Below are 26,120 nucleotides of genomic sequence, written 5' to 3' on the forward strand. Positions count from 1 at the left end.
AGGCCGGGTTCCACCCGATCCGGGGTTCCCATTCGTGACGTTCGGGGAGAAAAAGGCCCGCCTTCACTCGTTCATCATTTTGTATGGGTGCGCAACAAACCATGCTAGTGGACTAGACCTTTTGGGGGTCGGCGGGCGAAACTGTCTCCCGTGAGACATGTCATCGCCCTCGATGTGGGCGGCACCGGAATGAAGGCCGCACTGGTCGGGACCGACGGCACCCTCCTTCACGAGGCGCGGCGGGCCACCGACCGGGAGCGCGGCGCCGAAGCGGTCATCGAGTCGATCCTCGCGTTCGCGGCGGATCTGCGGGCCCACGGCGAGAAGCACCTCGGCGAGAGCGCCGTCGCCGCCGGGGTCGCCGTGCCCGGCATCGTCGACTCCGCGAAGGGCATCGCGGTGTACGCCGCGAACCTGGGCTGGCGCGACGTACCGCTGCGCGCCCTGCTCTCCGAGCGGCTGGGCGCCATCCCGGTCGCCCTCGGCCACGACGTCCGCACCGGCGGGCTCGCCGAGGGGCGCATCGGGGCCGGGCGCGGCACGGACCGCTTCCTGTTCGTCCCGCTCGGCACCGGGATCGCCGGGGCCATCGGCATCACGGGCGCCATCGAGGCGGGCGCCCACGGGGACGCGGGCGAGATCGGCCACATCGTCGTCCGCCCGGAAGGACCCGAGTGCAGCTGCGGCCAGCGCGGCTGTCTGGAGACGCTGGCCTCCGCCGCCGCGGTGACCCGGGCCTGGGCCGCCGCCTCCGGGGACCCCGGGGCGGACGCCGCGGACTGTGCGAAGGCCGTCGCGTCGGGCGACCCGGCGGCGATCGAGGTCTGGCGGAACGCGGTCGACGCGCTCGCCGCGGGCCTCGTCACCGCGCTCACCCTCCTCGACCCGGGCACGCTCATCATCGGTGGCGGTCTCGCCGAAGCCGGGGAAACCTTGTTCACACCACTGCGTGCGGCCGTCGAGGAACGGATCACGTTCCAGAAGCTGCCCCACATCGTCCCGGCGGCCCTCGGGGACACCGCCGGATGCCTGGGCGCGGGGCTGCTCGCCTGGGACCTACTCGCCACGGAGGTTTCCGCCTGATGGCCGGACGCGCAGCAGACAGCACCGTTCTCGCCGGCGCCCGGGTGGTGCTCCCCACCGGGACGGTCGAGGACGGCCGGGTGACCGTCGAGGGCACCCGTATCGCCGCCTCCGCACCGGAGGGCGCCCGGACCATCGACCTCTCCGGCCACTGGGTGGTCCCCGGCTTCGTGGACATGCACAACCACGGCGGCGGCGGGGCCTCCTTCACCTCCGGCACCGTGGACGAGGTCCTCACCGGCATCCGTACGCACCGCGAGCACGGCACCACCACCATGGTCGCCTCCACCGTCACCGGCGAGATGGACTTCCTCGCCCGGCGCGCGGGCGAGCTGTCCGAACTGGTCGAGCAGGGTGATCTGGCCGGGATCCACTTCGAGGGCCCCTTCATCTCGCCGTGCCGCAAGGGCGCCCACAGCGAGGAGCTGCTGCGCGACCCGGACCCGGCCGAGGTCCGCAAGCTGCTGGACGCCGCGCGCGGCACCGCCCGGATGTTCACCCTCGCCACCGAACTGCCCGGCGGCATCGACTCCGTACGGCTGCTCGCCGAGCACGGGGTCATCGCCGCGATCGGCCACACGGACGCGACGTACGAGCAGACCGTCGAGGCCATCGACGCGGGCGCGACCGTCGCCACGCACCTGTTCAACGCGATGCCGCCGCTCGCCCACCGCGAGCCCGGCCCGATCGCCGCCCTCCTGGAGGACGACCGGATCACCGTCGAGCTGATCAACGACGGCACGCATCTGCACCCGGCCGTCCTGGAGCTGGCCTACCGCCACAAGGGCGCGGGACGGGTCGCGCTGATCACCGACGCGATGGACGCGGCCGGCTTCGGCGACGGCTCCTACGACCTCGGGCCGCTGGCGGTCGAGGTCAAGGACGGCGTCGCCCGGCTGGTGGAGGGCGGCTCGATCGCCGGCTCCACGCTCACCCTGGACACCGCGTTCCGCCGGGCGGTCGTCCTCGACGAGATCCCCGTCGAGGACGTCGTCCGGTCCATCTCCGCCAACCCGGCCCGGCTGCTCGGCGTCTACGACCGGGTCGGTTCGCTCGACGCGGGCAAGGACGCCGACCTGGTGGTCCTCGACGAGGACTTCGTCCTGAAGGGCGTCATGCGCCGGGGCGAGTGGATCATCGAGCCGAAGACGGCCTAGGTGTGTCGTCCCGGGACGTCGGTGACACGCGTGCCGGATTCTCGAAACGGGTGAGGGCCTCCTGATCTCGGTGTTGATTGCGACATCTCCACCGAGATCAGGAGGCCCTCGTGGTCCACCCGTAATGCCCCGCTGACCGAGACCGGGAGACTTCGCCCGGCCCGCTGCGTCGTCGCGGCCGGGTGGCCCGTAGGGCGGGCGGCCGAGCGTTTCCAGGTCAGCCACACCACCGCAGCCCGCTGGGCCCCGCCGCTACCGGCAGCTCCGCGTCACCGCAATGAGCGACCGCTCCAGCCGCCCGCCCTACGGGCCACCGCGCACTTCGCTTCCCTACACCTAGGGGGTGTCCCCGAAGAAGGAGGCCCTGGTACCGGACGATGCGGTACCAGGGCCCCCGCGTGCAAGGCGCTCACAGCGGCGCAGCTGCCGTGAGCGCCGGGGCGCGGGGCGCGTCGATGTCCCGTACGAGGCGCTTCGCGAGCGCCTTGGTGATCTCGCCGGCTCGGACCGCCGTGTTGCTCAGCAGGCTGGAGGCGATCCCATGGCTGTGCTCGGTCGGCCCCTGGAGGTAGATCGCAGCGGGGCCCGGGAGGATGGATTCCACGCTGTAGTCGCGGTTCACACAGACGCGTCCCTTGTCGTCGGTGCGTAGGATCGGCTCGGCGCTGCCGAGTATCCCGTTCAGATCCGTGGGCCGGTACCCGGTGGCGAGGACCAGGTAGTCGGTGCGCAGGACGTCCTGCCGGCCGGTCGGCAGGAACTCGATCCCGACCCGCACATGCTCGTCGCCGGCGTCCGCGGTCAGGAGCCGGGTGAGGTTGTGGACGTGCAGTCGCTGCTTCCCCGCGACCTTCTCCTGGTAGAGCCGCCGGTACAGCTCGTCGATCAGTTCGATGTCCACCACCGAGTAGTTGGTGCTGCGGTGATAGTCGAACATCATCTCCTTGACGTCGTCCGGCGACGTGTAGAAGTGGTCGACCGCTTCCGGGTCGAAGATCTTGTTGACGAAGGCGCTGTCGTCGGCCGGGGCGTACCCGTAGCGGGCGAAGACGGCGTGGATGTCGGCGTCAGGGAACTCGCCGTGCAAGTGCGCGACGGTCTCGGCGGCGCTCTGCCCGGCTCCCACCACCGTGAAGCTACGGGGGGTCCGCGCGGCCCCGGCGGGCAGAGTCTCCAGTCGGTCGAGGAGCTCACTCGTGTGCCACACCCGGTCGGACAGCGAGGTGCCGTCCGGCAGACGGGGCCGCAGCCCGCCCGCCACGACGACGTTCCGTGCGCGCTGGACGGTCGGCTCGGCCTGCGGGCCGCCGGCCCGGGTGAGGACCTGGAAGTGGGTGACCTCTCCAGCCTCCTCGACCGGAACGACGTCCACGACCTCCCGCCCGTAGTCGACCGCGTCCCCGAACGGTTGCGCGGACCACTCCAGGTAATCGTGGAATTCCCTGCGGGAGGGGAACAGCGTCTTATGGTTGATGAAATCGACCAGGCGGTCCCTGGCGTGCAGGTAGGAGAGAAAGCTGAACCTGCTGCACGGGTTCCGCATGGATACGAGGTCCTTGAGGTAGGACACCTGCATCGTCGTGTCCTTCAGGAGCATGCCCCGGTGCCAGCCGAACGCCGGCTTCCTCTCGTAGAACCGCGCCGAGACGCGGTCTGCCTCGGGGACCTCCTGGTTGTGCTCGGCCAGTGCGATGGCGAGGGCGAGGTTCGACGGACCGAATCCGATGCCCACGACATCGAGCACGTCGCTCCGCCCTGGCGAGCGGAGCACGCCTGTCTCGCTCTCCGCCGCTGTACGTGTACTCAAGACGGGCACCCCTCAGACTCCGAGATCGTCGATGAAAGCAAATTTCGGCAGTTCCCCCGGGTAGACGCGGGACCTCTCCACCGCCATCCACTCCACGCATGAATCAATTCTTCGCAGCGCGTCCGCCGTGTCGCTGAAGTCGGACATGAGGTCCAGAACACTCCGCATGGCAGGCTCATGTTCCGGGTAATGCGTCCCGAAGAAATCGCAGCACATGTCCGGATCGCGGGTGTACACCTGCTGCCGCTCCGCCACCAGTTCGAGGCCGGCGCGCAGCACGCGTTTCACCAGCCGCATGATGAGCGTCTGCGCGAAGGAATCGGACGCGCCGTGCACGGCGTCACGGACGACCTTGAGATCGAGCTCCAGGTTGAAGAGGTGGCTGAACGCCTCCGGACCGATCCGGTACGGGGCGATGCGCGGCGCGAGGTCCTCGCCGTGGACCAGTGCCGACTGGGTCTTGATGTAGAACCCGCTCTTTCGATCGCCGAGTACCGCGGCGACGGACGTGATGGCGAGGTCGATGTCGACGACGGCCGCGTGGCGGTCGAGCGTGCGCTCCGATGCCTCCCCGACCCATTCCCGGTCGATCTGGTGCTCCCGGCGGGTCACGCCCACCAGATCGAGGTCCGAGCGTCCGAGTACGGCGGTGCCGGTAGCCACCGATCCCCGCACATAGACGCTGGCGAGGTCCGGATAGCGCGAACGGTACTCCTCCACCAGGCTCATCATGAGGGGGTGCCACTCCGGACCGACCTTGCCGATGTCCGCGAGGTTGATCAAGTGGCCGTCGGAATCAAGAGGAATGATCACTGGCCCGCCCCGGCCGCGAGGAATGCGCCCTCGGTCGCCGCCAGTTCGAGGAACCGGTCGTTCTCCGCGGCGGCACCCACCGTGACCCGTACGGCCTCGGGGAAGTCGCGGACGAGCACGCCGCCCGCCTTGCAGTGCGCGGCGAAGGCGGCGGGATCCCGCATGGGGAGCCAGAAGAAGTTCGCGTGCGAGACGGGGGCACGGGGTGCGATCTGCTTCAGCACCGGGAACATGCGGGCACGCTCCGCGGTGATGTACTCCACGCGGCGACGTACCTCCTTCTCCTGTTCGAGCGCGGCCAGCGCAGCCACCTCGGCGAACGTGCTGGTGGCGAAGGGCGCGAGGAGCTTGCGCATGGCCTCGGCCACCTCCGGCGCCGCGGCCAGCCACCCCAGGCGCAGACCGGCCAGGCCCCAGGCCTTCGACATCGTTCGGAGGATCACCACATTGCGCCGGTCGCCGAACTCCACCAGCCCGTCCGGAACATCGGGGTCGTTGACGAACTCGGCGTACGCCTCGTCAAGGACGACCAGGACCGAGTCCGGGACCGCGTCGATGAACGCGGTGAGCGCTGCCCTGGTGACGGCGGTGCTGGTGGGGTTGTTGGGGTTGCAGATGAGCACCACGCGGGTGTCGCGGGTGATCGCCGCGGCCATCGCGTCAAGGTCCTGGTCGACGCCGTCGGAACAGGAGACTGGGACCGGGCGCACATGGCCGCCCACGGCGACGACCGGATAGGCCTCGTAGGAACGCCAGGGGAAGACGAACTCCTGGCCCGGCTCGCACACCGCCTTCAGGAGCAGTTCGAGCAGGTAGACGGAGCCGAAGCCGGTCACGACCCGGTCCGGGGTGATGCCGTGGTGGCCGGCCAGGGCGCTCCGCACCGCGACCGCCGCCATGTCCGGATAGCGGTTGGAGCCGGTGGCGGCCCGGATGACGGCGTCGAGCACTCCGGGAAGCGGGCCGAAGGGAAGCTCGTTGAGGGCCAGGCGTGCAGCGTCGGGCGCCTGGGGCACACCCCTGCCGTCGAGCGGAATGGGACTCGGCAGGTAGGACGGAAGTCTGTCCAGTTCCGGCCGGGTAAGTTGCGCTTTCAACCGTCCTCCTGAGGATGGATGGACCGGCGGTTCTCGCGAACCATCCGGGGAGCCGGGCGGGATCAACCCGCCGTGGGCGCGAGCTCCTTAGGAGCGGGCATCCGGGAGGGGTCGGTGGTCCATGCCCCGTCCAGGTGCTCGATGTAGTCGTAGAGGGGCTGGAACTGCGCGCGTGCGCTCTCCTCGGAGGCCACGTACTTCCGCGTCCTGAGCGCGACCTCGTGCGGAATCGGTTCCAACGGGCCGAGGCCGGCGGACAACACCTGCGCCTGACAGGCCCGCTCCAGGGTGATGTAGCGCCAGGCCGCCGCTTCCACCGATGCCCCCACCGCCAGCAGACCGTGGTACTTGAGGATCAAGGTGTTGACCTCGCCGAGCGCCTCGGCGGTCGCCCGGCCGTCCTCGAAGGTGTGCGGAAGCCCGCCGAACTCGTGGTCCACGGCCTGGTCCTGGTAGAAGGCGCACGTGTCCTGGCTGATGATCGGAAGGATCTGGCCGGTGGCGGCCCAGATGCGCCCGTAGGTGGAGTGGAAGTGCGCGGAGCCCACGACGTCGGGACGCGCGGCGAGCACACTGGAGTGCAGCACCAGGGCCCCGATGTTGACCGGGTGGCGGCCCGCCAGGACGTTGCCCTCGTAGTCCAGCAGCACCAGATCGTCGACGTCGATCGTCGAGAGGTGCACCCCGACGGGGTTCACCCAGAACGCGTTCGTCAGCTCCGGGTCACGGCAGGCGAAATGGCCGGCGAACCCCTCGCCCTCGTCATAGCCCCACCGCGAGAAAAGGCGAAGTGCCGCGATCAGCTGCGCCAGTCGGTGGTGCCGCTCCTCGATGGCCGACCGCACGATCTCCGGATCGTCAGTGTCGTTCACCAGGACGATCGAACCCTTCATGGTGTATTCCCCTCGTTGTCGGATGCGTTGGCGGAGCCGAACGCCCGGGGCCGCCGTACGGCGGTGGCGAACCCAGCGGTGTGCACGGCGAAGAAGGCAGGCCCGTGGCCGGTGTGGGTGTGGGCCGGGCGCGAGGCAGGGCACGACGGGCGGCCGGTCAGAAGATGCCTGGCGCGCAGGTCGAAGTGGCGCGGGGCGTCGCCCGCGCGGGGCGGGACATCGGCGTGGGCACCCGCCCGATGCCCGAAATGGCGGGGCCCGTGCAGCGTGTTGAGGCGTGTGACGCCCCGCGCGCACGCCGGGGGAACGAAGGCCGCACGGCTCGTCCCGGCAGGTGCGCGGCGCCACCCGCCCGGGCCGACTGTCCGCGCAGGACGGTCACCCGGGACTTGATATATCCGGTGGATCGTAGGATCAGGAAGCCAAAACCTTTGAAAAGATTTCAGGGAATGCAGACACCACGGCCTGCCTCATCGCCGCCTGTACTGTTTCGAAATCACCATCCCCCGGGACCGAAACAAAGTCGGCGAACTCAGGCAGGCCGACATAAGCCTCCCGGAAGGCCGCCAAGAATTCCGGGCTCTCCTCGTCGATTCCGCGCACGTTGATGCGGCGTACGGCCTCGGCCGGAGAGACGTCCAGGAAGATCGTGAGATCCGGCTTGCGCGCGCCGCCGAGAAGCCTGCGCAGGAAGTCCACACTGCCGACCCCCTCGGCCTTGGCGAGAGCGTACTGGCAGTAGACATAGCGGTCGACGATCACGAGGTCCGGGGACTTCGTGAGACCCCTCTCGAAGGCGGAGACGCGCGCCAGTTGCGAGCATGCGGAGACGAGGCGCATGGTCTCGCCTCCGATGAGGTCCAGATGGTCCTCGAAACCGTCCTGCTCGGCCATCAAGTTCAGCGCCTTGCGCACCGGTGCCATGGTGAGGCTCTCGTGGGCCTGCGCCGGCACCCCCTGCGAGTGGAGCCAGTCGCCGAGCATCCGGACCTGGGAAGACTTACCCGCCCCGTCCAGACCCACTACGGCTACCAGGCGTCCGGTATTGATTCCGGAATCCGCAGGTTCTTGCTGAGTGCGCACTTCTACCGCCTAGAGACTGTTTTTGTATCGCTGAGGAAAACCACCCGGCCCGCCGCAGACACCACGGAGGGGCGGTCATATCACGAGGGGCGCCGGTTATAGATAGCGGAATCCGCGACTCTGCACTCGGAGCCCAGCCGGGCGACCTCAGCGAACCTAGACCGGCACCCGAGATCCTGTAAACCGCTTTCCTATTGCATCTCGGGGAATGAGATGAGGCTCCCGGATAGACACGTTCCGCTTAGGCCGAACCCCCCGCCCTAAACGGACAAAAATGGGTCAAGCGGCGTGAAGCAATGAGTGCGGAAGTCGAACTGTTGACGTCTAATGACGGGGCCGCCTATCGTACTTACTCGGTTGATCATCTGGTTGACCGCCGACCACGACACCTCGTTGCCGTCGGCGTCACAGATTGTCCCGTTTCGGCCCCCGCAACGCCGCGAGGGGCGTTTCAGTCATCGTCTTGTCCAGCTCGGAAATCCATGGATTTACCGACTGCGATCGCCGGTACCCCTTTCACGGCTTAGTGAGTTTTAGGAGTCGCATTGACAACGCAGTTGTCCGCTGATGATCAGGGGTCCGCTATGACGGTCTCCAGGCGCCTCGTCCTCGCCGACATCGCCCGTCAGTACACGGTCGCGCCGGTCGAGAACGCGCCGGTGTGCGTTGTCGAGCTCGCCCCCGAACAGGGCGACGGCGTCCGGGTCGTGGAGTACCTGCGTCAGGAGGACACGGTCGCGCGATCCGTGGCGGTGCTGGATTCCGCGGGCCGGGCGCAGACTCCCGAGCCACCGGCCGGGCCGACCGCGGCCTGGGGCCGCACGGGGCTCGACGAGGGGTTCACGGACTACCTGAGCACCGCTCTGGCAGCGCTGGGGCATCCCGCGGCCGCGGTCCACGAGGACGCGGCTCTCGCCTCGCTCGCCCCGGTCATGCTGCTCCGTACGCACGAGGGCGCGGAGCAGTCCCGTACCGAGGTGCTGATGTGCACCCGGGTACGTGCCGTCGGGGTGCTCTTCACCCGAGTCGCCCGGTTCGACCACCGTGCCGACGCCGAGCTCGGCGCACTGGTCGCGACGGCGTTCGAGCGCCGGACCGAGCTGGAGAACTTCGTCCGCGTCGAGGACAAGACCCAGCTGCTGTACGAGAAGGACATCGAGATCGAGGAGAAGATCACCCTCCTCGACGAGGCGAACATCTGGTCCCTCACCCAGGGCATGTGGGCAGCCGTCGAGGCAGGGAAGCTGCCGGGGTTCATCCCCGACCCCGGCTACGAGCTGACCCGCTGGCACTTCGTCCAGCACAACTTCGAGGTGACCGCGCCGGCCGACCGGGTCGGCCACTTCGCCTTCCAGGAGTACCCGGACGGCAGGTACCGGCTCAAGATGAAGAAGTTCGCGAAGGACTCGCTGCGGCGCGTCGAGACCTTCCGCAACGGCATAGAGGTCCCGGAGGGCGACTTCGAGGGCTATCTCTCCCGTGAGTTCCCGGACCTGAGCGTCCAGCGCCTGCCGAGCCTGCGGCGGACCAAGTTCGACATCAACATCCAGTCCGTCACCACCGGCCACGGCTTCGGCATCGAAACGGACGAGGTCACCCTCAGCGACGGCACCGGACGCGTGATGCGCCAGGTGGAGACGGAGTACCTGGACACCCGTCACCACGACGGCATGGACGGATCGACGATCGACGCGGAGCTCGGCCGCCTGACCACCTTGGTCGAGGCGCATCTCGCCGCACTCGGTATCTCGGCCAAGCGCGGCCTGTACTCGAAACTCTCCTTCCTGCGCGACAGCGCGCGAACCGCCGACCGCTGACAGCGGGGAGCCCTACTCCGGGCAGAGGACGGCGGCATGACCGCCTCCTCATGCAGATTCCGGCCGGACCATAAGGACGTGCGGTGTGAAGACAAGCCGAAGGGGGATCAGGTCTTTTCATGACATCACACACAGTGATGTCGATGTGAAGCGCCCCATCGTGACTCTGTTCAGCGGTGGCCTGGACAGTACCTACCTCCTGCACCGGCTGGTGCAGGCTGGCGCCACCGAGGTGCACGCTCTCAGCGTGGACGTCGGCGGCGACGAGAAGCCGGATCAGATCCGGTACATTGCCGACCAGTTGGGCGTACGACTGCACCTCATCGACGAACGGGACGCGTTCCTGCAGGAGTTCGTCCAGCCCGCGATCGCCGCCCACGGCGTCTACCTGGACACCCACCCCGTGAGTTCGTCCCTGAGCCGACCGCTCATCGCCCGCGCGGCCGTGCGTGTGGCGCGGGAGCTGGACGCGGGGATGATCCTGCACACCGCCAACCGCTCGCAGAACACCCTGCGCAGGCTGAACGGCGCACTGGACCAGCTCGGGTTCGAGGGGCACTTCGGCACGCCCTACGACCTTCACCCCGTGGACCGGGAGATGAAGATCAAGGAGCTGCGGGCCGTCGGGCTGGAGGAGATGGCGGAACGCACGGCCAGCGGCGACTCGAACCTGTGGTGCCGCGAGTTCGAATCCGGAATCCTGGACGACCCCGAACGCCACGAGGTCCCGGAAGCGTTCTACCGGTGGAGCGCGAGTCGAGGGGTTCCCGAAGCGGAGTACCTGGAGGTGGCCTTCCGCGCCGGAACCCCCGTCGCCGTCGACGGACGGGAGGCCCCGCTCGCGGACATCGTCTCCTCGCTCAACCGGACGGCGGGGGCACACGGCCTGGGCCGCTACACCGGCCTTGAGCACCTGCCGGACGGCATGAAAGTCCTCGAAGTACGGGAGATGCCCGCCGCCTGGCTGCTGCTGTCGTCCCGACGCCATCTGGAGACGGCGACGCTCGACGCCGAATCCCTCAGGGAGAAGCTCCACGTCGAGCAGATCTGGGTCCGTGAGGCACTCGAAGGACGCTGGTTCGGCGGTCTGCGAGCGGCCTGCCAGGCCTTCATCACAGAACTGACGGCACCGGTAACCGGATCGGTGCGCTGGCGGCTGGACCGCAGCCGGACCTCCACGGTCTCGATCGTCGCCGACGCCACCAAGTACGTACGCGACAGGGAGGGCTGGGAGCAGGCCTCCATCCGGAGAGAGCTGTCCTGCCTGGCCGGAGCGACGAACGACGAGAAGGGAAACGGACTGTGGTAGGAACCGCACCGGACACCGCGCCCGCGACCGGCCTCCTGGTCATCGTCGATGCGACCGCGCATACCGCTCGTACAGCCCATGTTCTCGACTGCCGCACCGTGTTCGTGCAGCGCCCCGGCACTCCCGTGCACGAACTGGTCGACGACTCCTCGGGCTATTACAGCGTGGACTTCACCCAGGACACGCTGTTCACCGGGTTCGTCGAGGAGGTGCTGCGCCCGCTGGCGCCCACCGCGGTGATCTCCCTCAGCGACGAGGGCGCGCGTGCGGCCGCGCTGGCGAACGCCGTCCTCGGCACGGCCGGCACCCCGGTCGAGGTGATCGAGCGCCTCGCGGCAGGCCCTCCCGGCGAGGCTGCCCACGGCGCCACGGACCGGTGGGCATACACCTTCAGTGAGGCCGGGCGGCACCGATGGGTGGCGCTCATGGGCGCCGATGCCTCGCCGCTCCCGGCCGAACGTGTCCTGCCGGAAGAGGTGCTGAGCGCCGATGAGTACGAGAGCGTCGGGGCGGCCCTGAACGGGTTCCTCGACGCCGCGGGCCTGCGGAACGGACCCGCCCGTATCCGGCTGCGCGGCCGGGACGGCGAGGTGCGCGTCCTCGGCGGCGCACCCACCGTCGGCACGGACGAGCAGAGCGAGTTCATCCGGCGGCACACCGGATTCGACCTGACGCACGCCGCCCTGGCCGGCGCCGTCGGCCGCGCGGACGACCGTCTCACCGGCCCCGCCCAGCCTTGGAAGGAGGCGACCCGATGACGAGGACGACCGCGCTCTTCATCAACGCCCACCCGTACTCGCACTTCCACCGCAGCGGTACCCACATCCTGCCGACCGCGGAAATCGACATTCACATGGTGGCCCGCAAACAGATCGACGGTGGCGCCTGGGGGTTCGCCGAGAACCCCCTGGACCACGTCGCGCTGTGCGACGCCAACGACGAGGACCGCTGGCGGGAAATCTGCGCGTGGACGCTGCGCAACCACCCCATCAGCAGGGTCATAGCCGTGCACGAAAGGGCGGTACTCCTCGCGGCGGAGATGCGCTCGATGTTCGGTCTCGTCGGGATGGACTACGAGACCGGACTGCGTTTCCGCGACAAGGTGAGGATGAAGGAGGCCGTACGGGCGGCCGGCGCCGCCGCCGTTCCGGACTTCGCCGCCCTCGACACCCCCGAAGATCTGGGGAAGGTGGACTGGAGCACGGGCCGCAAGGTCATCAAGAGCCGACTGGGCCTCGCCGCGAAGGACCTCTACATCGTCCCGTCCTTGGACGAGGCGCGGAGCGTGGTCGACCGCCTCGATCTCTCCGACTCCCATTACGAGATCGAGGAGTTCGTCAGCGGCCAGATATACCACTGCGACTCCGTCGTACAGGGCGGACGCATCGTCTTCAGCAGCGTCGGCAGGTATCTGGCGGACCCCGCGAGCTACACCCCGGGGGGCATGTTCGGCACCGTCCTCGTGGGCGAGAGCCAACTGCACAAGCGCATCACCGAAGTGAACGCGGACGTCCTGGCCGCATTGGGGCTCAAGGACGGCACCACGCACCTGGAGCTGTTTCACAGCGCATCCGACCAACTGGTCTTCTGCGAGGTCGCCGCACGTCCGCCGGGCGGCATCATCCCCCCGGTCATCCAGGCGCAGTACGGCTTCGACATCGTCGAGACGCAGATCCGCCTCGACGCCGGGCTGAACATCTCCCTGGGATCGGTCCCTGAGCCCGTAACCGGCAGCGGTACGAGCGGCTTCATCTCCTTCTACCCGGGCGGCTCCGGCTCCCGGGGGATCGCACCGGACCGGCTGGCCACGCTGGGGGTCGTGGAACACAGCACGCACCGCGGCGCCGGCAACAGCAGCGGCGGCGTCCGGCACTCCACGGACTTCCTCGACTCGTACGTGGTCCAGGCCCCCGACGACGAGACGCTGCTGCGGCAGCTGGCCCGCATCGAGGACGAGTACCGGCGGTGAACGCGTGCGGAGCGTTCACCACCGCGCGAGCGCGCCGCACCCGGCCCACTTCCTTGAACGAGAGAACTGGCATGCCTGACTTCGGCCCGAACGGGCTTCGGACAGCGGCGGGGCACCGACGTCCCGCCTCCTCGTCCGACCTCCGCGCCCGGACAGGCGCGGACGTATGACCGCCACGTCCCCGCCCACGCCGCCCACCGACACCCGCGTGCTGCGCGTACTCATCACGTCCTCGATGTTCTCGAAGGTCGCCGACTGGCAACTGGGAATCGTCATTCCGCTCGCCGTGCTGGCGGAATCGGACTCCGTGGCACTGGCGCTCGTCTCGTTCGCCCTGCGCGGTGTCTCGTACGTGGGATCCCCCTTTCTGGGCTCGGTGATCGACCGTTTCGACAAGCGGACGGTCTATGTCCTCGCCCAGCTGCAACAGGCCGTGTGCCTGGTTCTGCTTGCGTCGACGCTGTCCAGCCAGCTCTCCGTGGCCCTGTTGGTCCTCCTCTCCGGGGTCGGGGGCGTCGCGAGTTCGATCACCGGCCAGTTCGTGCTGATCCCCGTGCTGATCTCCCCGCCCCTCCGTGCCACGGCCGTCGCCAAGCTGAACTCGGCCATCGAGGTGTCCAAGGTCATCGGGCTGCTCCTGGGCGGAACCGCCTTCGCCCTGCTCGGTCCGGCGGCGGCCTCGCTGTGCATCGGGGCCCTGTACCTGGTCGCGGGCTGTATCGCCCGGCTGCTTCCCCAGGCACCGTCGAGCCATCAGAGGATGGATATCCGGCGGGACCTCGCGATCGGATTCCGCTGGGTCGGGCGCCGCGAGATCCTCTGGCTCGTCGTGACCATGTCGATGACGAACCTCGCCATCGGGCAGCTGGAGCCCGCCCTCATCACCCAGTTCAGCGACGGGGGGATGAACACCGGTGTGATCTCCGGGGTGATGGCCACGGGCCTGCTCATGGGCGCACTCGCCAGTCGGCTCGCCCCGGCCATCGTTCCCCGCTGGAGCACCGAACGCCGCGTGCTGGCGGCCCAGGTGCTGGGACTGGTCGGCCTGGCCCTCATCGCCACGCCGCTGCTCCCCCTGCGGCTCCTCGGATTCATGGTGGAGTGCTTCGCGGTCGCCGTCAGCAACGTGGCCTCCATCACCTACCGGCAGGAGACGATTCCGGCCGACGTCGCCGGCCGGGCCAACGCGACGATCCGCATGTTCATCACCGGGGCCTCGCCCCTGTCCGGGTTCCTCTTCGCATGGGCGAGCGGTCTCGACGGATTCCGGTACTGGCTGCCGGCGCTGGGCCTGTGGGGCGCCGCAGTCGTGGTCTGGGCCGTCTACACCCGTACTTCTGAACGTGCCGCCGAGAAGGCGGACGCCCTGGAAGGAGCTTCCCTTGGAGATCGCTGAGCAGGACGGTGTGGTCGTCGCCACGGTGGACCGGGCGGAGGCCGAGCGGCAGGCATGGAAGAGCGCCGGGGCGCCGGTCGACATCGTCCGGCTCGCGGAACCGGACAGCCTCGACGAGTCCGCTCTCGCCGGTCTGGGATTCGTGACGCGCCCGCGCTGGATCAACTGGTGCGCTCCCGTCAAGGAGTCGGCGGCGGAATTCGAGGCCGCGCTCCCCGGCACCGAGCGCCGAAACGCCCGTCTCGGCCGCCGCTTCGTCCAGGACGAAGGCTTGAAGGTGAGTGTCCACGTCGGGCTGACCCCGGAACTCGTGGACGAGTTCCTGGTCGTCTACGACCGTCAGATCGAAGCGATGCCGCGCGGGAAGAACTACGCGCGCCGTTGGCGCGACCGCCTCCTGGACGCGTCCGACGAGCACGTCAGCGTCAGCGTGCACAGCGGCGCCCGCATGATCGTCGGATCGCTGTGGTGGATCCGCCCCGAGCAGTCCGTGATGCAGATGCGCTTCTCCGCCGCCTCGCCCGACGCGCGCGCGAGCCGGGTCATGCGCGTCGCCTACCTGGAGGCGCTGCAGTTCGCCCGGGAGAGCGGACTGGCCTTCGCGTCCCTCGGCAACGACCCTTCCCTCTTCGGCCATGTCGTCCAGCCCGGGCTCTTCACGTTCAAGAGCCGCCTCGGCTTCACCCCGGTGCCCTCCCGGATTCTCGACCCCCGGCTGGCGGGCGAGTACGCCGACAGGTTTCTCACCTTGCGGTCGCTGTCCGACCCCGCGCTCGTGGTGACGTGGGGAGGGCTCCGAGGCGCGCCGTTGTCCTGGCCGGAAACCGCACAGGCCCCCGGACACGATCTTCTGATCCTGTCGGCCGCACCCGACGAGGCGCTGAAGGACCGATTCCGCGCCCGGGGCCTCCGGGACGCCCGGTCGGTGACGGTGAGCACGTAACGAAGCGATGGCGGTCGGCGTCCGGGACTGGGCCGACCGCCATCGCTTTGACATGATCATCAGATCGTGTGCCGCCGGCCGGGGGCGCGCACCGCTGGGGCCATGCACCGAGGGAGGGGCCGGCCGAGATGATCCTGACCGTCACCCTGAACACCGCGCTCGACGTGACGTACACCGTCGACGCGCTCGTCCCGCACGGCAGCCACCGGGTCGGCGAGGTCATCGAACGGCCCGGCGGCAAGGGCCTCAACGTCGCCCGGGTGCTGGGGGCGCTGGGCCACGACGCCGTGGTCACCGGGTTCGTCGGCGGTGCGAACGGCGACGTCCTGCGCGGCCTCCTCGCCCCGCTCCCGCCGCGCGACGCCCTCGTCGAGGTCGCCGGGAACACCCGCCGCACCCTCGCGATCACCGACCGGTCGAGCGGCGACACCACCCAGCTCAACGAGCCCGGACCGCAGGTGAGCCCCGCCGAATGGGCCGCCTTCCTGCGGACGTACGAGGAGCTGGTCGCCGGGGCCGACGCGGTCGCGCTCTGCGGTTCCCTGCCGCCCGGCATCCATGTCGGGGCGTACGCCGAACTCGTCCGGATCGCCCGCGCCGCCACCGTACCCGTACTGCTGGACACCAGCGGCGAACCGCTGCGCCGGGGCATCGCCGCCCGCCCCGACCTGGTCAAGCCGAACGCGGAGGAGCTGGCCCGGCTGACCGGCTCCCGCGATCCGCTGCGCGCCGCGGGGGACGCCCGCCGCCGCGGGGCCCACGCCGTGGTCGCCTCGCTCGGCCCGGAGGGGGTGCTCGCGCTCACCCCGGACGGCGTCTGGCGGGCCGCCCCGCCCGCACCCGTGCGCGGCAACCCGACCGGCGCGGGCGACTCCGCGGTCGCCGGGCTGCTGTCCGCCCTGGCCGAGGGCCTGCCCTGGCCGGAGCGGCTGGCCCGGGCGGTGGCCCTGTCGACGGCGACGGTGCTGGCCCCGACGGCCGGCGAGTTCGACGCGGCGGCCTACGCGGACCTGCTGCCGCGCGTCACGGTGGAGCCGCACGTCCCGGCCCCCTGACCGCCCGGACACGCCGACGCCCCGGCCACCGGGACGGCGATCGGGGCGTGAGCAGGGGAAGCGGCGGTCAGCCGTTCTTCTTGATGTGGCCCGCCTTCAGCTCCAGCTGGTCGAGGTTGGCGTCGCACTCGTCGCCTTCCTCGCAGGACAGCTTGAGGGTGTTGGCGCCCTTGTCGAGCTGGACGTACGCGTAGGTGTTCGTCCAGCCCTTCTCCAGGTCGCCCTCCTCGGCGTTCGCGAAGTTCTTCATGTTGATGGAGCGGGGCTCCTGGTCGTTGACCGTCAGGGTCGTCTTCGCGTCCTTGCCGGGCACGCCGTAGGTCACGTACAGGGTGTACGCGCCGGCCTCGGGCACCTCCACCGACCAGGTGGCCGAGCGGCCGACCTCGTTCAGGTTGATGTAGTTCCCGTTCGCGCCCTTGGCGCCCTTCACCGTGGAGTCCAGGGACGCCGTGCCGCCCAGCGTCAGCGTCGCCGCGTCCTGCTTCGGCAGCTCGACCGGCTTCGGGGTCTCCTCCGGCTTCTCCTTCTCCGGCTTCTTCGACTCCTCGACCTCGCCGGCGGGGCCCTGCGAGGAGGACGCCTCGTCGTTCTTGTCGTCCTTGTCGCCGTCGTCGCCCGTGAGCAGGGCGGCGCCGATGCCGATGAGGACGACCGCGACCACGGCGACCGCCGCGATCAGGAGCGCCTTGGTGTTCGGGCCGCCGCGGCCCGTGCCGCCGCCGTGGCCGCCCTGGGCCGGGGGCTGCCCGTGGGACGCGCCGCCCGGGTAGGTCTCGGGGGCCGCGTACTGCGGGTTCGGCCGGTTGTACTGCTGCGCGGGCTGGCCGTAGGCCTGCTGGGGCGGGTAGCCGTACCCGCCCTGCTGCTGCGGCACCTGCTGCTGGCCGTACTGGCGCTCCCCGACGGCACGCACCTGGTTGTAGGACGTTCTGGGCACGCCCGGCTGCGCGGCCGGACCCGGGTAGCCGTAGCCGCCCTGGCCGGGCGCCTGGGCGCCTGCCGCCTGTCCGTCCGCGTACAGGTAGCCGAACGGATCGTCGTCCTCGGGCTTGCTCGCGCCGTTGTTTCCGGCCGTCATCCCTGGGTCACTCCTCACCATCTCGCCAGCCGTCGCCGACCGGCCGAGCCTACCTCGAACGGAGCAGCCCCCGAATTGCGCTCGCCCACCGGGGCGGCCCCGGGGGGACGGGTACGGGGTAGGGGGAGGAACGCGCCATGAACGTCATCCGGCCCTGCGGTGAACCTTCGACCGGGACCGCTTTTCCACGTACATCCGCTGGTCGGCGGAGCGCAGGACCTCTTCGACGGTCATCCCGCACTCGGCCCAGCCGATGCCGAAACTCGCCCCGACCCGGACCGCCCGCCCATCGACCCTTATGGGCGGAATGATGGCATTTCTCAGGCGAACGGCCAGGTCAGCGGCGTCCGCCGCCCCGAGGCCGTCGGCGAGAACGACGAATTCGTCACCCCCGAGCCGGGCGACCGTGTCGCCGTCCCGCACACAGGTGCTCAGCCGCCGGGCGACCTCGATGAGCACGGCGTCGCCGGTGTGGTGCCCGAACCGGTCGTTGATGGACTTGAAACCGTCGAGGTCGCAGAAGAGGACCGCGAGCCCCTTCGTCCCGTCGTCGTGCTCCGGATCCGGGGCCACCGTGTGCACATGGTGGTCGAAGGGTCCGCCGCCGGGGATCGCCTCGCCCTCGTAGCCGTCGGCCTGGTAGCCGTGGGTGAGCGACGACTCGACGTCCCCGTACGCCGCGTCCAGCGCCTCGATCGCGGTCGCGGCCGGGGAGGAGTTCGGCCGCTCGCAGATCCGGGCGCTGAGCCGCGATTTCAGCTCGGCGCTGTTGGGCAGCCCGGTCAGCGCGTCGTGCGAGGCGCGGTGGGCGAGGTTCAGCTCGTGGCGCTTGCGCTCCTCTATGTCCTCGACATGGGTGAGCAGGAAGCGCGGCCCGTCGGCGGTGTCCGCGACGACCGAGTTGCGCAGCGAGACCCAGAGGTACGTGCCGTCCCGGCGGCTGAGGCGCAGCTCGGCCCGGCCGCCCTCGGCGGAGGTGCGCAGCAGGGTGCCGATGTCCTCGGGGTGGACCAGGTCGGCGAAGGAGTAGCGGCGCATCACGGAGGCCGGCCGGCCGAGCAGCCGGCACAGGGCGTCGTTGGTGCGCAGCAGCCTGCCCTGCTGGTCGCCGCCCATCTCGGCGATGGCCATGCCGCTGGGCGCGTACTCGAAGGCCTGCCGGAAGGACTCCTCGCTGGCCCGCAGCGCCTGCTGCTCCCGCTCCAGGCGGACCAGGGCACGCTGCATGTTGGACCGCAGGCGGGCGTTGCTGATGGCGATGGCGGCCTGGGAGGCGTACATCTGGAGCGCTTCGCGCCCCCATGCGCCGGGGCGGCGTCCGTTGCGCGGCCGGTCGACGGAGATGACCCCGAGGAGGTCGCCCCCGCCCGCCGAGGCGTACATCGGGGCGTAGAGCCGGTCGAGCGGGTGCCACTCGTCCTCGAACCGGGGTTCGGGCCCCTCGGTGTGCCACTGCGGTACGTCGTCGTCGAGGAGGACCCAGCCCTCGGTGTGCGGGATGAAGCGGAGGCTGCCCCAGGCCTCGCCCATGGAGAGCCGGCGGTTCCAGGAGTCGCGGGAGCCGACACGGCCGGTGATCAGGGCCTCGGCGGCGGCGTTGCCCGCGAAGGCGGCGATGACGAGGTCGCCCTCGGGCCGGACCAGGTTGACGCAGGCCAGCTCGTAGCCGAGACCCGCGACGATCCCGTCGACCACGCTCTGGAGCGTGTCCGCGAGGCTTCGCGCCGTGTTGAGATCGGCGACGGCCTGGTGCAGCTGACGCATGGTCGCCAGGCGGACGTACGGCTCCGACTCGGCCTCCATCGCTCGCACCCCCGGGACCTCGACAGCAACTCCAGGCTTCATATCGACGTACTTGTTGCAGTGTCACGGCCACTGAATCACAGTGAGCTGTGCACCCGGTACACAGGGTCAGCAGAAAATGGACTCTGTGACTCAAGTCACAACAGATGACCGGGGTGTGCCGGTGACTCACGGCGACGACGATCGTTCCGCCGTCACCGGGAGGGACGGGTCCCCCTTGTGCGCGCCCGCGCACGCCCCCCGCCTTCCCCTTCCGGGGTCCTAGGACCCGCCTGGTCCCCTGGCCCGATGCGGCCGTCCGGCCGCCGCGGTTAGCGTCGGGGTGTGCTCCAGACGAAGCCCCCCACCCCGCGCCCCGAGACCGTCCCTCATGCTGAGGGAGTGAGCAACGACGAGTTCCGTGCCGCCCTCGCGCGGCTGGCCGCCGGGGTGGTACTGGTCACCGCCCAGGAACCGCCCCTCGACGAGGACGGCCGGGGCGAGGACGTGGGCATGACGGCGACCGCCTTCATGTCCGTGTCGCTGGAACCGCCCCTGGTGATGGTGAGCCTGCGCAACGGCTCCCGGATGGACGACCTGCTGGACGAGCAGCCGCTGTGGGCGGTCTCCGTCCTGGCCGCGAGCCAGCGGCACATCGCGGGCCGGTTCGCCATGAAGGGCCGGATCAGCGACCGGCTGCTGTTCGAGGACATCGCGTACGTACGGGGCGAGGTGACGCGGGCCCCGCTGATCGGCGGGGCGCTCGCGACGCTGGAGTGCCGGACCGAGCAGCGCGTGGTGGCCGGGGACCACACCCTGGTGATCGGGCGGGTGCTCACGGCGGAGCTGCCGAGCCCGGAGGGCGAGCCGCTGACGTACTTCAAGGGCCGCTACCGGCAACTGGGCTGACGGCCCGTCCCGGGATGGGGCATGGCCCCCGGCTACCAATCGCGGCCGGAGCGCCCGCGCTTGGTGTCGCCGCGCTGCTTCTTCTCGCGCAGCCTGCGCTCGTTGATCCCGCGCGGGACCTTCCGCTTGATCCGGGGCTTGGGCGGCGGCGCCGTGGCCTCGGCGAGGAGGGCGGCGAGCCGCACGGCGGCCGTCTCGCGGTTGCGCCACTGGGAACGGTGCTCGGAGGCCCGTACGGAGACCACCCCGCCCACCAGCCGGCCCGCGAGCCGCTCCAGCGCCCGCGCCTTCCACACCTCGGGGAGCGCGTCGGTCGCCGCCAGGTCGAAGCGCAGCTCCACCTGGGAGTCGCTGGTGTTGACGTGCTGGCCGCCGGGCCCGGAGGACCGCGAGAAACGCCACATGAGCTCGGCCTCCGGGAGGGAGACCGAACCGCGGATGACATAGGGCCCGGACATGACACCCATGGTCCCTCCCCCGCACCCCGCCCGTCACCTTCTTTTGCGCCGCCCCGGCCCGCCGCGTCCGAGGAAGTTCGTAAAGAAAGTAAAGCGAGCAGGAACCTGATGGTCCGCCGCACGCGTTATGACGGGTGACGGTAGCTTCGTGATGGCATGAAGCCCGCACACGACGAGGAAAGGGACTTCCCATGGCAGTAAGCCTGTCCAAGGGCGGCAACGTCTCGCTCACCAAGGAGGCACCGGGCCTTACCGCCGTCACGGTCGGCCTCGGCTGGGACGTCCGCACCACCACCGGCACCGACTTCGACCTCGACGCCTCGGCGATCGCGGTGAACGCGGGCGGAAAGGTCGTCTCGGACGGCCACTTCGTCTTCTTCAACAACAAGTCGACGCCGGACCAGACCATCGTGCACACCGGTGACAACGTCACGGGTGAGGGCGAGGGCGACGACGAGCAGATCAACGTCAACCTGGCGGGTCTGCCGGCCGACGTCGACAAGATCGTCTTCCCGGTCTCCATCTACGACGCCGAGACCCGCAGCCAGAACTTCGGCCAGGTCCGCAACGCGTTCATCCGCATCCTCAACCAGGCCGGCGGCGCCGAGATCGCCCGCTACGACCTGAGCGAGGACGCCGCCACCGAGACCGCCATGGTCTTCGGCGAGCTCTACCGCAACGGCGCCGAGTGGAAGTTCCGCGCGGTCGGCCAGGGGTACGCCTCCGGTCTGCGCGGCATCGCCCAGGACTTCGGCGTCAACCTCTGACGCGTCGCTCCCGAGCGCGCAACAGTCTCACCGGAGCCCCCGGCCGCGATCGCGGCCGGGGGCTCCGGCGTGCGTACGTGAGACCCCGTCAAGCCGCCTCCCCCGTACCACTGAATCCCGCCACTTCGCCGAATACCGGACAGCGCGGCGCCCCATTCGTACAAGAACTGGTCAAAGAAATGTGAGGCAATTGTCAGCACACCGTCAACTTCGCTCATTTGGTGGCACGCTCTCCGCTCGTAGTCCCCCCACAGGACGACCAACGGAGAACACACATGAACCTCCACACCACCCCCCACAACTCCCGCGCCCGGGGCACCCGTCGACTCGCAGCACTCGCGGCCGTGGCCGCGATGGTCGTCGCCGGTGTCCAGGCCGGATCCGCCGTCGCCACACCCGACGACGACGCCCGTACCACCGCGGCGAAGCCCGCCACGGCCGCCGCTCTCGGCGTGAACCCCGCCGCGCAGCGCGCCACGGCCATCAAGTCGGCGCAGGCGGAGGCCGCCTCGGCGGCGAAGGCCCTGAAGCTCGGCGGCCAGGAGAAGCTGATCGCCCGCGACGTCATCAAGGACGCCCAGGGCACGGTCCACACCCGCTACGAGCGCACCTACGACGGCCTGCCCGTCCTCGGCGGCGACCTGATCACCCACACCACCGCCGCGGGCACGCTGAAGAGCGTCGACAAGGCGACCGACGCGAAGATAGCCGTGGCGTCGACGACGCCGAAGCTGAAGGCCGCGGCGAGCGCCCGCAAGGTGATCTACGCGAGCCACGGCGGAGAGCCCGTCCTCGCCTGGGAGACCGTCAAAGAGGGCGTCCAGAAGGACGGCACGCCCAGCCGCGTCCACACCATCACCGACGCCACCACCGGAAAGAAGCTGCACAGCTACGAGGCGATCGAGACCGGTACCGGCAACAGCCAGTACAGCGGCGAGGTCGAGATCACCACCACGAAGACCGACGCGGGCTTCGAGCTGACCGACGGCGAGCGCGGCGGCCACAAGACGTACGACCTGAACCAGGGCTCCTCCGGCACCGGCGAACTCGTCACGGACGACGACGACACCTGGGGCGACGGCACCGGCGACGACCGGCAGACCGCCGCCGTCGACGCCCACTACGGCGCGGCGCAGACCTGGGACTTCTACAAGACAGCACTCGGGCGGGACGGCATCGCGGGCGACGGCAAGGCCGCCTACTCCCGGGTCCACTACGGCCAGAACTACGTCAACGCCTTCTGGGACGACAGCTGCTTCTGCATGACGTACGGCGACGGCGAGGGCAACAAGAACGCCCTCACCTCGATCGACGTCGCGGCCCACGAGATGACCCACGGCCTCACCTCCGCCACCGCCGACCTGGACTACGCGGGCGAGTCCGGCGGGCTCAACGAGGCGACCAGCGACATCCTCGGCGCCTCGGTGGAGTTCTTCGCCGACAACGCGTCGGACGCCGGGGACTACCTCATCGGCGAGAAGATCGACATCAACGGCGACGGCACCCCGCTGCGCTACATGGACCAGCCGAGCAAGGACGGCAACTCCGCCGACTACTGGGACGAGAACCTCGGCAACCTGGACGTCCACTACTCCTCCGGCGTCGCCAACCACTTCTTCTACCTGCTCGCCGAGGGCAGCGGAAAGAAGACGATCAACGGCGTCGAGTACGACTCCCCGACCTCCGACGGCTCGACGCTGACGGGCATCGGGCGGGAGAAGGCGTACCAGATCTGGTACAAGGCGCTCTCGGTCTACATGACCTCCACCACCGACTACGCGGGCGCGCGCGTCGCGACCGAGAAGGCGGCGACCGACCTGTTCGGCGCGGACAGCGAGGAGCTGAAGGCGGTCTCGGCCACCTGGACCGGGGTCAACGTCAAGTAACCCCAGCCGTACGGAACCGTACGGAACACGGAAGCCGGTCAGCCCTCCCGGGGCGGCCGGCTTCCGCCGTACAGCCAGGCGTCCCACAGCCCGGTGAGGTCCTGGCCGGTCTCCTCCTCCACGTACGCGGTGAAGTCGCCGGTGGAGGCGTTGGCGTGCCGGTACTTCTTCGTCCACCCTCTGACCAGCGCGAAGAACGCCTTGTCGTCGTCCATCGCGAGCCGGATCTTGTGTACGACCATGGCCCCGCGCCCGTAGACCGGCGGGTCGGAGAGGTCGAGGGCGGCGGGCGGAGCGGCGGGCGGGAAGGCCCAGTTGGCGTCGTCGTCGTACGCCTCGTCGAAGCTCTCCTCGACCGGTACGTCGTCGTGGTCGGCGGCCCAGAGCCACTCCGCGTACGTGGCGAAGCCCTCGTTGAGCCACATGTCGCGCCAGGTCTTCGGGGTGACGGAGTTCCCGAACCACTGGTGGGCCAGCTCGTGGACGAGGAGGCCGGTGTCGGGCGGGCCGGGGAAGACGGGCCGGTTCTGGGTCTCCAGGGCGTACGTCGAGTCGCCCGTGCGCTCCACGATCGCCCCGGCGGAGGTGAAGGGGTACGGCCCGAACCTGTCCTGCGACCACGCGAGCACCGCCGGAATCTCCGCCAGCACGTCCTTGCTCGCCGCCGCCGACTCGGGGTCCACGGCGGTGAACAGGCGGATGCCGTCGGGGGTGCGCGCCTGCTCGGTGGTGAACCGGCCGACGGCCACGGTCGCCAGATAGCTCGCCATCGGCTCGGTGGTCCGCCAGTGGTAGGCGGTGCGGTCGTTCTCCGTACGCCGGGCGACCAGCTGCCCGTTGGAGACGGCCGTCAGCGGATCGGGGACGGTGACCTCGATGTCGTACGCGGCCTTGTCGCTCGGGTGGTGGTTGCCGGGGAACCAGGCCATGGAGCCGGTCGGCTCGCCGAGGGCGACCGCGCCGTCCGCCGTCCGCAGCCAGCCCTCCTTCTCGCCGTCGGCGTCGGTGATGGCCTGCGGGGAGCCGGAGTAGCGCACGACGGTGGTGAACGTGCGCCCCTCGCGCATCCGGTCGTCGACCGACGCGTCGGGGCGGATCGTCAGCTCCTTGCCCGCCCGGTTCACGGCGGCGGGCTTCCCCTCGACGGTGGCGCTATCCACGTCGAGCCCGGCGAGGTCGAGGTGAAAGGCGCTCAGATGCTGGGTGGCGCGGGCGGTGATGGTGGCCGTGCCGCGCAGCTGTCCGGCGGCGGGGTCGACGTCGAGCTTCAGGCCGTAGTGGGTGACGTCGTAGCCGCCGTTGCCGAGCCCGGGGAAGTACGGATCGCGCAGGCCGACCGCGCCCGGGGTCCCTTCGACGCCACCGGTGCAGCCCGAGCCGAGGAGGGCGAGGGCCAGGACGAGGAGGAGCGGAGCGGCGGGCGGGGTGCGGGGGTTCACCGGTCGATTTTAGGGCGTTCCCGGTGCGGGGAAGGAGCCGCCCGCCTCGGGGGACGAGCGGGCGGCTCCTGGCTCAGAGGACGGCGATACCGAGGGGCCGGTTGCCTGCCGTCAGGCGGACGGGGTCGCTCCCCTCGTCGTCCAGGTCGACGACCGTGATCCCGTTCCAGTAGCCGTCGCGGGTGAAGCCGCCGGTGACGTACGCCGTGCGGCCGTCCGCCGACACCGCCACGTCCTCGTGCGGACCCTCCAGCGGAACGACCCGCTCCGAGCCGTCGGGGGCGCGGACGGTGAGCGAGGGGTCCTCGTCGTCCGGGCCGATCGGGCCGGTGCCGACCACCAGGAGCGTGCCGTCGGGGGCGAGTGCCGCGCCGTGCTGATGGGTATTGGCCGTCATCCGCTCGACCGCCACCTTCCCGGTGCGCGGGTCGAGTATGGCCAGCCGCTCCCCCTCGAAGGGCAGCAGCAGCTTGCCGTCGGCGGGGCGTACGACGGCGTAGTGCGGCTTCAGCCAGGAGCCGAGCCCGCCCTCCGTGCCGTACGGGGCGACCTCCATGCGCCGGGTCTTCAGCGTCTCCACGTCGACCGCCGTCACGTCGAAGGAGTCGTGATCGGTGGCGTACACCTCGCGGCCGTCCGGTGAGACGTCCACGTCGAAGGGGCGCATGCCGACCGGCGCGGTGCCGGTGACCTCACGGGTCGCGGTGTCGATGACCTCGACCGTGCCGTCCTCGCCGGGCACGTTGACCCCGACGTAGACGCGGCCGCCGTCCGGGGCCAGGGCGATGCCCATGCCGCCGCCCCGGTACTCGCCGGTGGTGACGGGGCCGGACTCCGTCGCGTACGGGATCAGCGCGAGCCGGGTCCGCTTCTGCGTGTCGACGACCGCGACGCCCTCGGCGGTGGCGACCCAGGCCCGCCCGTCCTCGCCGACGACGAGCCCGTAGGGCGCGGTGCCGACCTTCACGGAGGCGATGGGCGCCCCGCCCGCCCCGGAACCGTCGCGGCCGGGGTCGACGAAGGTGACGGTGTCGCTGCCGAAGTCGGCGACGAGGAGGGTGCCGTCGGGGGTGCGGCCGTCGGGGGCCCGGGAGGGGTCGGGGGTCGCCACGGTGCCGGCCGAGGTGGGCGGTGCGGATGGGGCGCCCGGGTCCGCTTCCGTGGTGCCGGTGGCGCACCCGGCGAGGAGGGCGGCGGCGAGGAGGGCGAGGGTGAGGCGGCGGGCGGCGCGGGGGCCGGACGCCTTGAGGAAGGCGGCGCGCGGGGTGGGCGCCTGGGAGGCGGCGCGCGGGCCGGGGGCGCTGGACGCGGCGTGGGGGCCGGGCGTGAGCCGGAGTGCGCGCGGGCCGGGCGCCTGCGAGGCGGCGCGAGGGCCG

The 26,120-nt window shown here is 70.3% G+C and carries 22 protein-coding genes and 1 pseudogene; 13 read left to right on the plus strand and 10 right to left on the minus strand.

All coding sequences use genetic code 11. The features are described 5' to 3' along the window. The first annotated feature begins 150 nt into the window (after positions 1 to 150). The 3 genes and pseudogenes from A3Q37_RS17560 to A3Q37_RS35765 all read left to right on the plus strand — a co-directional run. Positions 151 to 1,083, plus strand: a complete 933-nt coding sequence (locus A3Q37_RS17560) for an ROK family protein (protein ID WP_065485499.1) — start codon at positions 151 to 153, stop codon at positions 1,081 to 1,083. Continuing rightward, positions 1,083 to 2,240, plus strand: a complete 1,158-nt coding sequence (nagA, locus tag A3Q37_RS17565) for an N-acetylglucosamine-6-phosphate deacetylase (RefSeq protein ID WP_065485502.1) — start codon at positions 1,083 to 1,085, stop codon at positions 2,238 to 2,240. The genes A3Q37_RS17560 and nagA overlap by 1 nt, the downstream gene beginning before the upstream one ends. Before the next feature lie 96 nt (positions 2,241 to 2,336). After that, a pseudogene (locus tag A3Q37_RS35765) lies at positions 2,337 to 2,562 on the plus strand (leucine zipper domain-containing protein); the annotation flags it as partial. Between the two features lie 87 nt (positions 2,563 to 2,649). Here A3Q37_RS35765 and A3Q37_RS17570 read toward each other — a convergent pair. From A3Q37_RS17570 to A3Q37_RS17590, 5 genes are all read right to left on the minus strand, one after another. After that, the gene (locus A3Q37_RS17570) at positions 2,650 to 4,047 is read right to left on the minus strand and encodes a lysine N(6)-hydroxylase/L-ornithine N(5)-oxygenase family protein (RefSeq protein WP_255311839.1); all 1,398 of its coding nucleotides are present in this window, start codon (positions 4,045 to 4,047) and stop codon (positions 2,650 to 2,652) included. A 12-nt stretch (positions 4,048 to 4,059) separates the two neighbouring features. Beyond that, positions 4,060 to 4,767, minus strand: a complete 708-nt coding sequence (locus A3Q37_RS17575; protein ID WP_176711440.1) for a nucleotidyltransferase domain-containing protein — start codon at positions 4,765 to 4,767, stop codon at positions 4,060 to 4,062. Positions 4,768 to 4,856: 89 nt separating this feature from the next. Next, positions 4,857 to 6,023 (minus strand): histidinol-phosphate transaminase, encoded by a 1,167-nt coding sequence (locus A3Q37_RS17580; protein ID WP_369691456.1) that lies wholly within the window; start codon positions 6,021 to 6,023, stop codon positions 4,857 to 4,859. Further along, a complete protein-coding gene (locus tag A3Q37_RS17585) occupies positions 6,020 to 6,850 on the minus strand; it encodes a class II aldolase/adducin family protein (protein ID WP_065485512.1) in 831 nt (276 codons plus the stop codon). Before A3Q37_RS17585 ends, A3Q37_RS17580 begins: the two co-directional genes overlap by 4 nt. A gap of 414 nt (positions 6,851 to 7,264) precedes the next feature. Beyond that, positions 7,265 to 7,933: a hypothetical protein gene (locus A3Q37_RS17590; RefSeq protein WP_218064558.1), complete on the minus strand. Its 669-nt coding sequence runs from the start codon at positions 7,931 to 7,933 to the stop codon at positions 7,265 to 7,267. 584 nt (positions 7,934 to 8,517) lie between these two features. Between A3Q37_RS17590 and A3Q37_RS17595 the strand changes: the two genes are divergently transcribed. From A3Q37_RS17595 to A3Q37_RS17625, 7 genes are all read left to right on the plus strand, one after another. Next, positions 8,518 to 9,750, plus strand: a complete 1,233-nt coding sequence (locus A3Q37_RS17595) for a hypothetical protein (RefSeq protein WP_065485514.1) — start codon at positions 8,518 to 8,520, stop codon at positions 9,748 to 9,750. Positions 9,751 to 9,835: 85 nt separating this feature from the next. Then, positions 9,836 to 11,059: an argininosuccinate synthase-related protein gene (locus A3Q37_RS17600; RefSeq protein WP_079137844.1), complete on the plus strand. Its 1,224-nt coding sequence runs from the start codon at positions 9,836 to 9,838 to the stop codon at positions 11,057 to 11,059. Further along, complete coding sequence (locus A3Q37_RS17605; protein ID WP_065485517.1) at positions 11,053 to 11,817, plus strand: hypothetical protein; 765 nt, start codon at positions 11,053 to 11,055, stop codon at positions 11,815 to 11,817. The genes A3Q37_RS17600 and A3Q37_RS17605 overlap by 7 nt, the downstream gene beginning before the upstream one ends. Beyond that, a complete protein-coding gene (locus A3Q37_RS17610) occupies positions 11,814 to 13,028 on the plus strand; it encodes an acetyl-CoA carboxylase biotin carboxylase subunit family protein (protein ID WP_065485519.1) in 1,215 nt (404 codons plus the stop codon). Before A3Q37_RS17605 ends, A3Q37_RS17610 begins: the two co-directional genes overlap by 4 nt. A gap of 166 nt (positions 13,029 to 13,194) precedes the next feature. Next, the gene (locus A3Q37_RS17615; protein ID WP_065485521.1) at positions 13,195 to 14,424 is read left to right on the plus strand and encodes an MFS transporter; all 1,230 of its coding nucleotides are present in this window, start codon (positions 13,195 to 13,197) and stop codon (positions 14,422 to 14,424) included. Continuing rightward, the gene (locus A3Q37_RS17620; RefSeq protein WP_065485523.1) at positions 14,411 to 15,367 is read left to right on the plus strand and encodes a GNAT family N-acetyltransferase; all 957 of its coding nucleotides are present in this window, start codon (positions 14,411 to 14,413) and stop codon (positions 15,365 to 15,367) included. The genes A3Q37_RS17615 and A3Q37_RS17620 overlap by 14 nt, the downstream gene beginning before the upstream one ends. 128 nt (positions 15,368 to 15,495) lie before the next feature. Further along, a complete protein-coding gene (locus tag A3Q37_RS17625; protein WP_065485525.1) occupies positions 15,496 to 16,422 on the plus strand; it encodes a 1-phosphofructokinase family hexose kinase in 927 nt (308 codons plus the stop codon). Between the two features lie 67 nt (positions 16,423 to 16,489). Here the strand turns inward: A3Q37_RS17625 and A3Q37_RS17630 are convergent, their stop codons facing one another. Both A3Q37_RS17630 and cdgB read right to left on the minus strand, forming a co-directional pair. Beyond that, on the minus strand, positions 16,490 to 17,503 hold the full coding sequence (locus A3Q37_RS17630) for a carbohydrate-binding protein (protein ID WP_065485527.1): 1,014 nt from the start codon (positions 17,501 to 17,503) through the stop codon (positions 16,490 to 16,492). A 144-nt stretch (positions 17,504 to 17,647) separates the two neighbouring features. Then, positions 17,648 to 19,306 (minus strand): diguanylate cyclase CdgB, encoded by a 1,659-nt coding sequence (cdgB, locus tag A3Q37_RS17635; protein WP_065485529.1) that lies wholly within the window; start codon positions 19,304 to 19,306, stop codon positions 17,648 to 17,650. Positions 19,307 to 19,687: 381 nt separating this feature from the next. Between cdgB and A3Q37_RS17640 the strand changes: the two genes are divergently transcribed. Then, positions 19,688 to 20,194 carry a flavin reductase family protein gene (locus A3Q37_RS17640; RefSeq protein WP_065485531.1) on the plus strand — a complete coding sequence of 169 codons (507 nt, stop codon included), beginning with the start codon at positions 19,688 to 19,690 and terminating at the stop codon, positions 20,192 to 20,194. Positions 20,195 to 20,226: 32 nt separating this feature from the next. Here the strand turns inward: A3Q37_RS17640 and arfB are convergent, their stop codons facing one another. Then, entirely contained in the window at positions 20,227 to 20,661 is a 435-nt protein-coding gene (arfB, locus tag A3Q37_RS17645) for an alternative ribosome rescue aminoacyl-tRNA hydrolase ArfB (protein ID WP_029182636.1), read from the minus strand. Between the two features lie 182 nt (positions 20,662 to 20,843). On the opposite strand from arfB, the gene A3Q37_RS17650 reads away from it, so the two are divergent. Then, positions 20,844 to 21,419 (plus strand): TerD family protein, encoded by a 576-nt coding sequence (locus A3Q37_RS17650; protein ID WP_006125579.1) that lies wholly within the window; start codon positions 20,844 to 20,846, stop codon positions 21,417 to 21,419. Between the two features lie 275 nt (positions 21,420 to 21,694). Further along, the gene (locus A3Q37_RS17655) at positions 21,695 to 23,305 is read left to right on the plus strand and encodes a M4 family metallopeptidase (protein ID WP_065485533.1); all 1,611 of its coding nucleotides are present in this window, start codon (positions 21,695 to 21,697) and stop codon (positions 23,303 to 23,305) included. Positions 23,306 to 23,343: 38 nt separating this feature from the next. Here A3Q37_RS17655 and A3Q37_RS17660 read toward each other — a convergent pair whose 3' ends face one another. Together A3Q37_RS17660 and A3Q37_RS17665 are read right to left on the minus strand one after the other, a co-directional pair. Then, complete coding sequence (locus A3Q37_RS17660; RefSeq protein WP_065485535.1) at positions 23,344 to 24,744, minus strand: M1 family metallopeptidase; 1,401 nt, start codon at positions 24,742 to 24,744, stop codon at positions 23,344 to 23,346. A 73-nt stretch (positions 24,745 to 24,817) separates the two neighbouring features. Further along, the coding region (locus A3Q37_RS17665; protein WP_255311840.1) for a YncE family protein at positions 24,818 to 26,120 on the minus strand (1,303 nt) is incomplete at its 5' end.

This window comes from Streptomyces sp. PTY087I2, assembly GCF_001687325.1.
Taxonomy (GTDB): Bacteria; Actinomycetota; Actinomycetes; order Streptomycetales; family Streptomycetaceae; genus Streptomyces.

Coding starts and splice junctions, on each gene's coding strand:
- nagA (WP_065485502.1), top strand. CDS start 1,083: ATGGCCGGACGCGCAGCAGACAGCACCGTTCTCGCCGGCGCCCGGGTG.
- A3Q37_RS17585 (WP_065485512.1), bottom strand. CDS start 6,850: ATGAAGGGTTCGATCGTCCTGGTGAACGACACTGACGATCCGGAGATC.
- A3Q37_RS17595 (WP_065485514.1), top strand. CDS start 8,518: ATGACGGTCTCCAGGCGCCTCGTCCTCGCCGACATCGCCCGTCAGTAC.
- A3Q37_RS17610 (WP_065485519.1), top strand. CDS start 11,814: ATGACGAGGACGACCGCGCTCTTCATCAACGCCCACCCGTACTCGCAC.
- A3Q37_RS17615 (WP_065485521.1), top strand. CDS start 13,195: ATGACCGCCACGTCCCCGCCCACGCCGCCCACCGACACCCGCGTGCTG.
- A3Q37_RS17625 (WP_065485525.1), top strand. CDS start 15,496: ATGATCCTGACCGTCACCCTGAACACCGCGCTCGACGTGACGTACACC.
- A3Q37_RS17630 (WP_065485527.1), bottom strand. CDS start 17,503: ATGACGGCCGGAAACAACGGCGCGAGCAAGCCCGAGGACGACGATCCG.
- cdgB (WP_065485529.1), bottom strand. CDS start 19,306: ATGGAGGCCGAGTCGGAGCCGTACGTCCGCCTGGCGACCATGCGTCAG.
- arfB (WP_029182636.1), bottom strand. CDS start 20,661: ATGGGTGTCATGTCCGGGCCCTATGTCATCCGCGGTTCGGTCTCCCTC.
- A3Q37_RS17650 (WP_006125579.1), top strand. CDS start 20,844: ATGGCAGTAAGCCTGTCCAAGGGCGGCAACGTCTCGCTCACCAAGGAG.
- A3Q37_RS17655 (WP_065485533.1), top strand. CDS start 21,695: ATGAACCTCCACACCACCCCCCACAACTCCCGCGCCCGGGGCACCCGT.